The organism is Nocardioides sp. TF02-7 (genome assembly GCF_022437945.1).
In the GTDB taxonomy this organism is placed as follows: domain Bacteria; phylum Actinomycetota; class Actinomycetes; order Propionibacteriales; family Nocardioidaceae; genus Nocardioides.
In genome coordinates this window covers 2,530,737-2,543,292 of record NZ_CP092535.1, presented here as the reverse complement: position 1 = coordinate 2,543,292, position 12,556 = coordinate 2,530,737, and the positions used below count along the sequence as shown (strand labels likewise).

Sequence of the window (12,556 nt, the reverse complement as noted above, 5' to 3'; positions counted from 1 at the left end):
CACCGCCTCGGCGTCGTCGCCCACCAGCGGCAGCCGCTCGAGCGCCCAGAACGTCGGCCCGTCGGTGCGCGACCGCGCGGTGGCACTGGCCTCCTGGAAGTCGGCCAGCGCCCGGCGCGCCCCGTCGGCGTCGCCCTCGACCAACTGCCGGCGCAGCACCAGGCCGCTCTGCTCGACCTCCTGCAGGTCGGCGGCGGCCCGCCAGACGGTCACCCCGCACCACAGCGCGCACAGCAGCGCGGCGGCGAGGAACGCCAGCCCGGCGGCGACGGCCGGCCGCTGCCGCGCGGCCCGGACCGCCCGGCGCAGACGACTGCGCCGGCGGCGGCGGACCATCGGTGACATGGGCGCAAGCATGCCCGGACGCCGCGCCGACGGGCGACCGACCCGCGCTCCGGCGATGCGGCGTACGCCGCGCCGGGGTGCCCTAGTATCGGCGCGGACTCCGGCCCGCCACCCGACCCGAGGACTCGACACCGTGGACCTGAAGCAGTTCCTGCAGATCCTGCGCCGCCGCTGGCGCAGCGTGGTCGCGCTCCCGGTGCTGGCCCTCCTCGTGGCCGGTGGCATCACCTACTTCATGGACGCCGAGTACGAGTCCAAGAGCCGGGTGTGGCTGACCGTCGACACCCGTGAGGCGGCCGATGCCTACACGGCCGCCTTCATCGTGCAGCAGCGCGCGGCGTCGTACGCCAGCGCCGCCAAGAGCTCCGGCCTGGCCGAGGAGGTCATCGGCCGGCTCGACCTCGAGGACCTGACGCCCGAGGAGCTCGCCGACCGGATCTCGGCGGACGTCGAGGAGGGCACCACCTTCATCGAGATCACCGTGCGCGACGGCAACGCCCGCACCGCCCAGACGATCAACGACGTCGTGACGACGACGTTCATCGACTACGTCACCGAGCTGGAGACGCCGAGCGGCGCCGGCGGCGCCTCGCAGATCGACCCGAAGGTCACCGACGCGCCGACGTACAACCCCGACAAGGTCAGCCCGCGCACCGTGCTCAACCTCGTCGTCGGCGGGATCATCGGCCTGCTGCTCGGCGTCGCGCTGGCGATCGCCCGCGACCTGCTCGACCGCACGATCCACACCGTCGACGACGTCGCGAAGTTCACCGAGGCGCCGGTGCTGGCGAGCATCGGCTACGACCCGGCGATGAAGAAGTCGCCGCTGATCTCCGACCTGGGCGGGTTCGCCGCGCGCACCGAGGCGTTCCGGGTGCTGCGCACCAACCTCCAGTTCATCGACCTCGACAACCACCCGAAGGTCCTCGTGGTCACCAGCGCCACGCCGACCGAGGGCAAGACGATGACCGCCACCAACCTGGCGATCGCGCTCGCCCAGACCGGGCGCAAGACCCTCGTGGTCGACGCCGACCTGCGCCGCCCGCGGGTCGCCAGCACCCTCGGCCTCGACCCCGCGGTCGGCCTGACCACGGCGCTGATCGGCAAGGCCGAGATCAGCGACGCGATCCAGGTGCACGAGCCGAGCGGCCTGCACGTGCTGGCGAGCGGCGCCAAGCCGCCGAACCCGACGGAGATCCTGCAGGCGCGGGTCACCAAGGACGTGATCGCCCGCCTGCGCCAGTCCTACGACATGGTCGTCATCGACGCGCCGCCGCTGCTGCCGGTGGCCGACGCGGCGGTCCTCGCCTCGATCGCCGACGGCACGCTGCTCGTGGCCCGGCACAACAAGACGACCACCGACCAGGCCTCCGACGCGGTCAGCCGCCTCCAGCAGGTCGGGGCCCGGCTGCTCGGCGTCGTGGTCAACATGGTGTCCAAGCGCGCGGTCGGCTCCTATTACTACTACTACTACGAGGAGACCAGCCCGGTCGGCGCGAAGGCCCGCGTCAACGGCGACGGCGGCGGCTCCCGGGAGAAGCTGACGGCCCGCCGGGGCGGGAAGGACCGCCGGAAGCAGTGACCCGCCGCCTCGCCCCGCTCGCCTCCCTCGTGCTGGTCGCGTCCGTCGCGGCCGCCGGGTGCGACGACGAGCCGGGGCCGCTGCAGGTGTCGGAGCGGCTCGGCCCCGGTGACGAGTACGTCGCGCTCGGCGACTCCTACACCGCCGCTCCCGGCATCGGCCCGGTCGACGACGACGACGGCTGCTTCCGGTCGACCAACAACTACCCGCACCTGCTGGCCGACGAGCTCGACCTCGAGCTCGTCGACCGCAGCTGCATCGCGGCGACCACCGAGTCGATCGCCGGCCCGCAGCAGACGCCGATCGGGGTCTGGGCCGACCCACAGCTCGACGACGTCGACCGCGACACCCGGCTCGTCACGCTCCGCATCGGCGGCAACGACTTCGGGCTCTACCGGGTGCTGACGCAGCTCTGCCTGCAGACCGCCGCCAACGACCCCCGACGGCACGCCGTGCACCGACGCTGCCGCGGAGGCTCCCGGCCCCTCGATCCCGGAGCGGATCGACAAGCTCACCGGCCGGGTCACCCGGGTGCTGCGGGCGGTCGTCCGCAAGGCGCCGGACGCGGACGTGCTGGTCGTCGGCTACCCGTCGTTCGTCCCCGAGGACGGCCCGTGCGAGGGGCTGCCGATCGCCGAGGGCGACCTGCCGCTGGCGCTGAGCATCAACCGGGGCCTCAACACGGCGATGGAGAAGGCGGCCGAGCGGGTCGGCGCCCGCTACGTCGACGTCCACGCGGCCACCCGGGGCCACGACATCTGCAGCGACGACCCCTGGGTCGCCGACGGCACGGCGAGCCGCGGCCGGGCGGCGCCGTGGCACCCCTACGCCGCCGAGCAGCAGGCCACCGCCGAGGCGATCCTCGAGGCGCTCGCGGACTCCTGAGCCGCCGCCGGACCGGTGGAGCCGTCCCGCTCAGGACTCGAGCAGCGCGTCGACGGCCGCGAGCACCCGTGCGGGCGGGATGGAGACGTCGTCGGCGATGCCGGCGTTGGGCCCGCCCGGTCCGCCCGGACCGCCTGGTCCGTCGGCGACGAGGTAGCGGTAGTCGGCCTCGATCGCCTGGCAGATCGCCCACAGGCCGCGGTGCACGTACGTCGACGGGAACAGCTCGAGCACCTTCACGCCCGGCGGGCTGAACGTGATGTTGGTGAGCCCGGCGCCGTGCGGCGCGACGACGACCTCGGCCGCGGCGAAGGTGTCGATCTGCTCCTGCACGGTCAGCGTGCCGGGGTCGAGCCGGACGAAGCCGCGACGCTCGAGCCCGGGGAGCAGCTGCTCCTCCTGCACGTAGCGGCGGGTCTGCGGGGCGCTCCCCCGCGTCAGGTAGAGGCGGGTCGGGGTCGCCGGCGGCTGCTTGGGGGGCAGCCGCTTGCGCAGCCACTCGACCACCGACGGCGGCGCCTGGAGCGCCCAGTTGGGGTTGCTCGGCACCAGCAGCCGGTCGGCCAGCACGGTGCGCCCGCGCACCGGCTGGACGAACCGCCCCTCGATGCCGGCGAGCTCGAGCAGCTGGCGCTGGTAGCCGGCCGCGTGGGGCACGACGATCGCGTCGAACCGCGCGCCGGGCAGGCACTCCTCGACGATCCCGTGCCGGGCGAGCGCGTCGTAGAGGAAGTGGTAGTAGTTGCCGGCCGTGCCGCGCGCGGTGAGGCTCAGCACGGTGCCGGGCACGTGCTGCACCGCGCCGAGCGTGGGCCGCAGGAACACGGGGTGCTCGCGCCAGTCGGACACACCGAAGTACGTGCTCGTCTGGTGGTCGAGCACGCCCTCGGGGGTGATCGCGGCGCCGAAGTCGCCGACCAGCCGGCCCCGGTCGATCTCGAGGGTGAACGTGGCGGGCACGTTCGCGTGGGTGTGGAGGCCCTCCTCGAAAACCCAGTGCCGGGGCGGGTCCCCGGCGACCGGACGACGTACCAGCTCCTCGGCGGGACGCCCGGGGGTGCAGCCGCACGGTCCCCGGCGCGCGGGCCGCGGTGTCGACGGAGCGCTCCGTCGCGGTGCGCGGAACGCCGCGGACACCGAGCAGCGGCGCGGGCAGGCGGAACACGGAGCCGGCCACCCGGGTGAGCAGGCGGTGGGCCCGCTTGAAGAGCGGCCACCAACGTCTCAGGTTCGGCGGAAGAGGCACGGCCGGGACGTTACAGTCTGCGCTTGTGGCTGGGATGACGACCAAGACGCTGATGGCCAGGGCCAAGCGGGCGAACCCGCGACTGGTGGGCGCCGCGGTCGCCCGACGGGCACGGGTCCGGCTCGCCCGGGCCGGCATCGTCGTCAGCCGCCTCGACGAGGACATGCGGCGCGCGGTCAACCTGACCCACAACGACGCGGTCCCGCTGCCTCCGGGCGCCGAGGAGCACCTGCGGGCCGACAACCCGCAGCTGCAGGAGCTGCAGGCGGCCTACGACGCCCTCGACATCCCCGCCGCCGTGCACACGCAGTGGGCCAGCGGCTGGCTCGACAAGAACCTGTCGATGGCGTGGTTCCGCGGCGACAACGCCTACGTGTGGCAGTTCCGCCAGCTCGGCCAGGCCGCGACCATCCGGATGTACCTCGCGATGCTCGACGTCGAGTCCCGCGACGACCTCGGCCTGCTCGGCAAGCTCGAGGAGGACGGCCTGTTCGGCGCTTGGACGTTCGAGTTCGGCGACCGGCCGTCGATCAGCCGCGACCTGCTCGACAGCGTCAACGAGATCAACTACCTCGACGACCGGATGGGCCTGAGCTCGATCGAGGGCCTGCGGGTGCTCGACATCGGCGCCGGCTACGGCCGGCTCGCCCACCGGATGTCGGCCGCGCTGCCCAACCTGGCGGCGTACGACTGCATCGACGCGGTCGCGACCTCGACGTTCCTCTGCGACTACTACACCGGCTTCCGCGAGCTGCCCGACTCCGTGCGGGTGGTGCGGCTCGACGAGCACCAGAAGCTCGGCGACTCCTACGACGTCGCGGTCAACATCCACAGCTTCTCCGAGGCGTCGCACGCCGCGATCCTGTGGTGGCTCGACCGGATCGCCGAGCGCGAGGTGCCGTGGCTGTTGATCGTGCCCAACACCCCCGACGAGCTGCGCAGCACCGAGCTCGACGGCAGCATGCGGCCGTTCCGCCAGGACGTGCTCGACCGCGGCTACGAGCTCGTCGACAGCCGGCCGATCCACGACAACGACGAGCTGCTGCCGCTGATCGACCTGCACGACCGGTTCTACCTGTTCAAGCGCACCGCCAGCTGAGGCCGCCGGACCCGCTCACTGCCGGTGCATCCGCTCCGGCGTCGCCATCCACGGGTGCAGCGTCGCCCGGTCCTTGCGGATCGTGGCGGCGAAGATGTTGCCCCTGCCGGGCGGCGACCCTGTTGAGCACCCGCTGGCCGTTGGTGAAGGCCTTCTCCGCCGACGCCTGGCTCAGCCGCAGCTTGCGGCGGAGCACCTCGGAGGCCACCCGGCCGGTGCCGAGGTTCCACTCCGTGTGGACCTCGACGGGGATGTCGTACGCCGGGTCGAACGCGGCGACCGTCTTCTCCAGGTCGCGGCGGGTCCAGCGGTAGATGAAGTTGGGCACTCCGGTGCCGTCGACGCCGCCGGTCTCGTAGCCGTCCGCCACGACCGCGGCGAGCTCGTACCACCCGACGACGCCGGCTTTCGTGGCCGCCCGCATCAGCGCGGAGTCCTGGTTCTCCACGAACAGCACGGTCCTGCGGGCGATCCGGTACATCTCGTGCAGCGCCTCGTGCGGCCGCGAGCAGTGGTGGAGACCGGAGTGGCCCATCACGTGGTCGTAGCTCGCCGAGGCGTAGGGCATGTCGTGGGCGTCGATCACCGAGCCGCCGAGCTCGCTGCTCGGGCTGTCCGGCGCGATGTTGACCAGCGTGACGTTGGTGAGCCCGACCTCCTTGCAGACCAGCTCGTCGAAGGTGCCGGCGAACTGCACGAGCACCGAGTCGTCGGGCTGGATCACGCCCCGGTCGAGGTGCTGCCGCAGGATCCGCGCGAAAGTGGTCGCACCGGGCTCAGTCACGCTCGGATGCTAGGCCATGGCGCGGCGTGGCGGGCGGAGCTGTACGGAACTGGCGAACGGCCGTCCCGCGGCCCCTATCCTTGCTCCGCCATGACCACGTTGTCCCGCAGCTCCGTCGAGCCCGACCTGATGACGGTCCAGTGCGACGTCTGCTTCCCCCCAGCACGTCGCCACCACCACCCTGGGCGGGCTGACCGAGCGCGGCTGGCTGCTGCGGGCCAACGGCGCCGACGTCGACATGTGCCACCACTGCCGGTTCGAACCGCACCAGGGGCAGGTGCCGCGCGTCGACCGGGCCGGCGACGCCACCGGCGATGGGCACCTGCCGAACTTCTTCATCATCGGCGCCGCGAAGGCCGGCACCACCAGCCTCTTCCACTACCTCGACCAGCACCCCGACGTGTTCATGGCCGAGGACAAGGAGCTGCACTACTTCTGCGACCCCGACTGCGAGAAGTGGCTGCCGCTCTACCGCGAGCGGTTCCCGGTCGACGTACCGGTGCGGGGGAGGCGTCGACCCTCTACACCCGCTCCCCCGCCATCCCGGGCGTGCCGGAGCGGATGGCGGCGCTGGTCCCCGACGCGCGGCTGGTCTACCTCGTGCGCGACCCCGTCGAGCGGGCGCTGGCGTCGTGGCGCGAGGAGCGCTTCCACGTCACCGAGCGGCGGCCCGCCGAGGAGGCGTTCCAGAACCCCGAGGACCCGCACAACGCCTACGTCGCCGGCAGCAGGTACGCCGACCAGCTGCAGGGCTACCTCGACCACTTCCCCGCCGAGCAGGTGCTGGTGCTCGACCAGCGCGAGCTCGCCACCGACGCCGCGACCGTCGTCGCGCGGGTGGTCGACTTCCTCGGCCTCGACCAGCACCCCGTCGACACCGGCACCCGCCACAACGAGGGCGGCACGAAGTTCGAGTACGGCGCCCTCGGACACCGGCTGCGCTTCAGCGCCCCCGCCCGCGCCGTCCGCCGGATGCCCGTCCCGGTGCGCCGCGCACTCACCGCCCCCGCCCGCCGCTTCCTGCGCCAACAGGTGCCCAAGCCCGAGCTCGCTCCTGAGCTGATGACCCGCCTGCAGGCGACCCTGCGCCCCGACGCCGAACGGCTGCGCGCGATGACCGGGCTCGAGCTGGCGCACTGGTCGGTGTGAGGGGGCGGGGTCTGGTCGGCGTGGGGTGGGTCGGGTCGGCGTGGGTGGCCGGGTCACAGCCGCCGCAGATTCATCACGGTATGCAGCCGGATTGGCGCTCCCCCATGGTGGGTACGCCATGGGGAGCGGCAACTCACCTGCATACCTTGATGAACCTGCGCACCCATGGGCCGAGCCGGCTCCACACACCACCCGGGCACCAGCCGCCGCAGATTCATCACGGTATGCAGCCGAATTGGCGCCTCCCATGGTGGGCACACCATGGGGAGCGGCAACTCACCGACATACCTTGATGAACCTGCGCACCCATGGGACTCGACGACTCCACAGACCACCCGGGCACCAGCCGCCGCAGATTCATCACGGTATGCAGCCGGATTGGCGCCTCCCATGGCGGGTACGCCATGGGGAGCGGCAACTCACCGACATACCTTGATGAACCTGCGCACCCATGGGACTCGACGACTCCACAACCACCCGGGCACCAGCCGCCGCAGATTCATCACGGTATGCAGCCGGATTGGCGCCTCCCATGGTGGGCACACCATGGGGAGCGCCAACTCACCTGCATACCGTGATGAATCTGCGCACTCGTCAGCCCGCGCCCCTCGATCCCGCGCCCGCCGGTCCCGCGCCCGCCGATCCCGCGCCCGCCGATCCCGCGCCCGCCGGGTCCGCCCCACCCGACGCCCGCCGCAGGTGCCAGAGGAGCGCGATCCACCAGGCGGCTGCCATGGCGGCCTGGCCGCCGACGAGGCCACCCCAGACGGCGCCGGCGGCGCCGCCGAGGAGGGCACCGATCACGAGCGCGGTCATCGAGATCAGGCCGGTGACGACCTGCACGACCATCGCGCTGTGGAACTGGTGACGCGCTATCAGGGCGGGCGGCACGCCGGCCTGGGCGGCGGCGACGACGAGCCACAGGGCGGTGGGTAGCAGCAGCGGCGAGATGACCGGCCACACGCTGCCGAGCACGGCCTCGCCGACGACGTCGGGGAGCAGCACCAGGGCGACCAGGTTGGCGGCCGCGACCGCGGCGGCGACGAGCATCGTGCGGCGCTGGTGGCGCAGCAGGCCGCGGTTGTCCGGCTGCTCGCGGGCGACGTCGGCGGCCATCGAGGCGGCGACGGCGTTCTGAACGGCGGTGGTGGGGCGGCCGAGCAGGATCGCGGCGCGGACGGCGGCGACGGCGACCGGGCTCGCCACCAGCGCGACGAGCACGGCGCCGGCGAGGATGCTGCCGGCCGAGGCGAGGTTGCCGACGAGGAGCCGCCACGAGGCGTCCCAGCGCTCGCGCAGCCACCGCAGGGAGACCTCCGAGGGCCGCAGCACGCCGTACTGCGCCACCAGCACCAGCGACGCCACGGCGCCCGAGCCGACCCAGGCCAGCGTGAGCGTGAACAGGCCCGCCGAGTCGGTGACCTGTACGACGACGAGCGCGGCCACCAGCAGCACCAGCCAGGTGCCGTCGAGCACGACCGCCCCGGCCGGCCTGCTGCGGGCGACCGCGACCCACCGGCCGACGTCGTGGACGACGAGCGCGGGAAGCGCGATCCCCAACGCCAGCACCGACGCGCCCATCCCCACCCCGAACGCGACCTGCAGGCCGCCCACGAGCACGCACCCGAGGCCGGCGACACCGCCGAGCACCAGCGCGCTGCCGAGGACCTCGCGCGGCCGCTCGTCGGCGTCGCGGGGGTGGACGACGATGCGCATGCTGATCAGCGCCTGCACCGGCCCCATCACGAACATGTGCAGCAGGAGCAGGAGGCTGAACGAACCGAACGTCGTCGCCGAGGTCACGTGGGCGACCCACAGCACCACCAGCAGGTTGCTGGCGCTGGAGAGCGCCTGGTCGACGGTGACGAGGGTGGCGCGGCCACCGGTGGTCCCGCTCGGCGCGGCCGCCCCACCCGCGGCCGCCCCGCCGACGGCACCGTCGGCCGCAGCGTCGACACCCCCGTCGACAGCCCCGCCCACAGCCCCGTCCGCCACGGCGCCGGTCACCCTCCCGCCGCCGGCAGCAGCCGGTCGAGCACCGCGAGACCGGCCGGGTCGTCGTCGTGCACGACGGCGACGTCCCAGTAGGAACGCCGCCCCGGCCGGTTGCGCGGGAAGTCGTCGAGCTCGCCGGACCGCGCGGCGACCTCCGCACCGGTCATCCGGCCGACGTCGGCGCCGCCGTTGTCCCAGACGCCGGCCTGGTGGTAGCCGAGGTCGGCGAGCCGGTCCCACACCTCGAGCGGGTCGTAGCCGGCGATCCGGGTCAGGTAGGGGTCGTACTCGAAGAACAGCACCGGGCGGGAGTCGCGCCAGGCCTCCGCGATCGCGGGCACGAGCGCGACGTCGTAGCCGTCGGTGTCGGACTTCACCAGCCGCAGGTCGGCGAACGCCGGGTGCTCGGCACGCAGCCGCGCCGGGGTGACCGACGGCATCGCGTCGGCGTCGCCGCCCTCGACGAACCGGGTCGTGCCGCCGGTGCGGACGGCGGTCGTCCGCGCCGCGGTCTCCTCGAGCGCCAGCAGCGACTCGACCACGGTGACCCGGGGGTCGCCGTCGACGTTGCGGTGGAGGAAGTCCAGGTAGTAGGTGTCCGCCTCGACGCACAGCACCGTGCCGTCCGCGGCGTCGAGGACCTGCAGCGTGGAGTCGCCGACGTTGGCGCCGACGTCGAGCATCGTCAGCGGCGGCGCCTCCTCCGCGAGCAGGCGGGCGAGGCGCACGAGGTTCTGGCCGTACGCCGAGCCGGGGCCGGCGTAGTCGGGCAGCCGGTGCGCCCACGGCAGCACCATCCGCACGCCCTGCACCTCGCGGGCGACGACCCGGCGCGGGAACCGGTCGCGTACGAACCAGCCCGCGCGGCGGCGGACGGTCGACACGGCCTCTCGGAGCGCAGGCACCCGCGCGCTGCTAGTCGGCACGGACACCTCGCACGGTCTTGCCGCCTCTCGTCTCCAGGGCCTCGACGACCCGCACGCTGCAGGCTGCGCCGGGCGGGGCAGGTCGGCGCACGCCTCCTTGACCGCCGTGCGGAGGCCCGCCGGGTCGACGGCCGGCTCGGCCACCACGTCGACCGCGACGACCGCCCCGACGAGCGGGTTGGCCCGGCCGTAGACCCGTGCGGCGCGGACGCCCGGGAGGCGGGCCAGCCGCTCCTCGACCGGCAGCGGGTGCACCTTCACCCCGCCGACGTTGATGACGTCGGAGTCGCGGCCGCGGAACTCGATCCGGTCGCCGACGACCTCCACCAGGTCGCCGGTGGGCCACCACGCGTCGGCCGGCAGGTCGTCCTCGCCGTAGTAGCCCAGCATCGACGCCGACGAGCGCACCCAGAGCTGGCCGTCGACGATCTTGAGGGTGACCTCGCCGTCGTCGCCGCGCTCGAGCAGCGACGCGGGCAGCCCGTTGCGCCGGTCGCTCACCGAGCCGGTCGAGCCGAACTCCGAACCCGCGTAGACGTGGGAGATCCGCGCCCCGGGGAACGTCGCCTCGAGGTCGGCGAGCAGCGACGCCGGCGCGGCCTCGCCGCCCAGCGTCACCTGCCGCAGCGGCGGCACCGGACGGCCGTCCGCCGTAAGCTCGGCGAGCAGGAACCGCCAGAACGTCGGGGTGGCGCTGATGTGGTCGACCCGGTGCCGGTGGAGGTCGTCGAGCACGGCCTGCGGGCGCCGCACCGGCGGTGCCACGAGGGTGGCGCCCGAGCCGAGCACGTGGAGCAGGATCTGCAGGCCGGCGTACTGCTGCGGCCCGTAGACGAGCAGCCACCGCTGGCCGGCGCCGTCGGCGAGCCGGGACGCGCGGTGAGCTGGCGGCCCCAGTCGTGGCGTACGCCGCGGGGGAGGCCGGTCGTGCCGGTGGTCAGCACCAGCAGCGGCCGGCGCGGGGGCGGCTCGGCGCCCGGCGCGCCGGTGCCGCGCAGCTCCTCCGGCCGGCGCACGGCCAGGCCGGCGCCGTCGAGGTCGTCGCGGTCGGTGACGACCACGGTGTGGTCGAGCGCCGCGGCCCTGCCGCGCCAGGTCGTCGGGCGTCACGTCGGGGGCGTAGGTGCAGGCCTCCGCGCCCACCAAGGACGAGGCCGCGAGCAGCGCGACGATGAGCGGGACGTCGTTGGTCACGACCACGAACCGCTCGACGCCCGCGGACCGCAGGCCGGCGGCGTAGGCCTCGGCGGCGGCCGCCAGGTCGCCGTAGGTGTGCGTGCCGTCGGCGGCGACCACCGCCGGCCGGTCGGGGTCGGTCGCGGCGACCCGGCGCAGCAGCTCGATCACGACGCGGTCACCGGCCGGGCGGCCGCGGCGCGGTCGAGCCGGTCGCGGATCGCGCCGGTCAGGGCGGCCGGCTCGACGTCGAGCCGGTTGCGGTCGAAGGAGAGGACCAGCCCGAGCTCGCCGCGGAGCGTGGTGGCGGCGATGAACAGCACCTGGTTGGGCGCCGGCGCCAGGTTGGGCAGCAGGCCACGTACGCCGTCCGGCACCGGCTCGGGCACGACGCCGACGTTGCTGATGCACACGACGGGGGGGCGCGTCGGCCGTCCACCGCGCCACGGCGGCATCGGACTGGGGGCCGACCACGAGCCGCTCCGCGCCGCTCAGTGCGTAGGCGAGGTCGCCCTCGCCGCGCGCGACGCGGCGCCGGATGTCGCCGGTCACCGCGCGGGCGAGCTCGAGCTCCGGCACGGTCACGTCGTAGGAGCCGGCGATCAGGCCGGCGGCCTGGCCGACCGGCACCTCCGGCCCGATGCCGTGGGGGCCCTTGAGGTCCACCGGCGTCGACACCGCGAGCCGCCGGACCCCGGGCGACAGCTCCGCGCACGTGCCGAGCGCGGCCGCCGCCAGCAGGCCGTGGACGGTCGTGCCGTTCGCGCGCGCGTGCGCGAGCAGCCCCGCCGTCGCGTCGCGGTCCAACCGGAGCAGGTGGAACTCCACGTCGCGGGGCCCGTCGACCGCGGGCCGGTGCCACGGCAGCCGGTCGGCGTTGCCGGCGTACTCCTCCTCGTCGCGGACCGTGCGCGCCAGCGCGAGCAGCTCCCGGCGCCGCTGCCGCGGGTCGGCGGTCGCCGCGAGGACGTCCTCCTGCGAGACCGTCGGCGCGAACAGCGGGTGCTCCGCGGGCTCGCGGCCGGCCAGGATGTCGCCGAGGAGCAGGCCGACCTGGGCGATCCCGCGCCCGTCGACGAGCGCGTGGTGGACGCAGACCACGGCCGTGGTGGTGCGCCCGAGCTCGACCAGCGAGACGCGGGCCGCGGCCCGCTCGTGGTCGATCGGCGTCGACGACTCCCCCGCGCAGCGCGGCGGGCAGGTCGGGGAAGGTCGCCCACGGGTCGGGGGCGCCCTCGCCGGCGAAGTCGACCTCGCCGCCGCGCTCGGCGGCCGGCCGGATCCGGGCGCGCAGGAGCGGCACCAGCTCGACCGCGCGCGCCCACGCGGCGCGCACCGCGGCGGCGTCGGCGTCGAGCTCGACGGCGCA

Annotated in this window: 9 protein-coding genes; 4 read left to right on the top strand and 5 right to left on the bottom strand. The window is 74.2% G+C overall.

Translation table 11 applies throughout. From position 1 onward, the window contains the following. The first annotated feature begins 478 nt into the window (after nucleotides 1-478). On the top strand, nucleotides 479-1,927 hold the full coding sequence (locus MF408_RS13090) for a polysaccharide biosynthesis tyrosine autokinase (RefSeq protein ID WP_240248069.1): 1,449 nt from the start codon (nucleotides 479-481) through the stop codon (nucleotides 1,925-1,927). Here the strand turns inward: MF408_RS13090 and MF408_RS13085 are convergent. Further along, nucleotides 1,816-2,442: a hypothetical protein gene (locus tag MF408_RS13085; protein WP_240248068.1), complete on the bottom strand. Its 627-nt coding sequence runs from the start codon at nucleotides 2,440-2,442 to the stop codon at nucleotides 1,816-1,818. The genes MF408_RS13090 and MF408_RS13085 overlap by 112 nt on opposite strands. 16 nt (nucleotides 2,443-2,458) lie before the next feature. Between MF408_RS13085 and MF408_RS13080 the strand changes: the two genes are divergently transcribed. After that, on the top strand, nucleotides 2,459-2,812 hold the full coding sequence (locus MF408_RS13080; RefSeq protein WP_240248067.1) for a hypothetical protein: 354 nt from the start codon (nucleotides 2,459-2,461) through the stop codon (nucleotides 2,810-2,812). A 30-nt stretch (nucleotides 2,813-2,842) separates the two neighbouring features. Here the strand turns inward: MF408_RS13080 and MF408_RS13075 are convergent, their stop codons facing one another. Next, on the bottom strand, nucleotides 2,843-3,772 hold the full coding sequence (locus MF408_RS13075; protein ID WP_240248066.1) for a glycosyltransferase family 61 protein: 930 nt from the start codon (nucleotides 3,770-3,772) through the stop codon (nucleotides 2,843-2,845). A 320-nt stretch (nucleotides 3,773-4,092) separates the two neighbouring features. Between MF408_RS13075 and MF408_RS13070 the strand changes: the two genes are divergently transcribed. After that, nucleotides 4,093-5,157, top strand: a complete 1,065-nt coding sequence (locus MF408_RS13070) for a hypothetical protein (RefSeq protein WP_240248065.1) — start codon at nucleotides 4,093-4,095, stop codon at nucleotides 5,155-5,157. Here the strand turns inward: MF408_RS13070 and MF408_RS13065 are convergent. Then, nucleotides 5,138-5,941: a methyltransferase domain-containing protein gene (locus MF408_RS13065; RefSeq protein ID WP_240248064.1), complete on the bottom strand. Its 804-nt coding sequence runs from the start codon at nucleotides 5,939-5,941 to the stop codon at nucleotides 5,138-5,140. The two genes, MF408_RS13070 and MF408_RS13065, sit on opposite strands and share 20 nt — an antisense overlap. A 90-nt stretch (nucleotides 5,942-6,031) precedes the next feature. On the opposite strand from MF408_RS13065, the gene MF408_RS13060 reads away from it, so the two are divergent. After that, on the top strand, nucleotides 6,032-7,090 hold the full coding sequence (locus MF408_RS13060) for a sulfotransferase (protein WP_240248063.1): 1,059 nt from the start codon (nucleotides 6,032-6,034) through the stop codon (nucleotides 7,088-7,090). A gap of 594 nt (nucleotides 7,091-7,684) precedes the next feature. On the opposite strand, the gene MF408_RS13055 is transcribed toward MF408_RS13060, so the two are convergent. Together MF408_RS13055 and MF408_RS13050 are read right to left on the bottom strand one after the other, a co-directional pair. After that, on the bottom strand, nucleotides 7,685-9,070 hold the full coding sequence (locus MF408_RS13055; RefSeq protein WP_240248062.1) for a hypothetical protein: 1,386 nt from the start codon (nucleotides 9,068-9,070) through the stop codon (nucleotides 7,685-7,687). A gap of 23 nt (nucleotides 9,071-9,093) precedes the next feature. Continuing rightward, on the bottom strand, nucleotides 9,094-12,288 hold the full coding sequence (locus tag MF408_RS13050; protein ID WP_240248061.1) for an FkbM family methyltransferase: 3,195 nt from the start codon (nucleotides 12,286-12,288) through the stop codon (nucleotides 9,094-9,096). Nucleotides 12,289-12,556 lie beyond the last annotated feature (268 nt).

Excerpts from the sequence above, each read along its gene's own strand:
- MF408_RS13070 (WP_240248065.1), top strand. The coding sequence starts at position 4,093 with ATGACGACCAAGACGCTGATGGCCAGGGCCAAGCGGGCGAACCCGCGA.
- MF408_RS13060 (WP_240248063.1), top strand. The coding sequence starts at position 6,032 with ATGACCACGTTGTCCCGCAGCTCCGTCGAGCCCGACCTGATGACGGTC.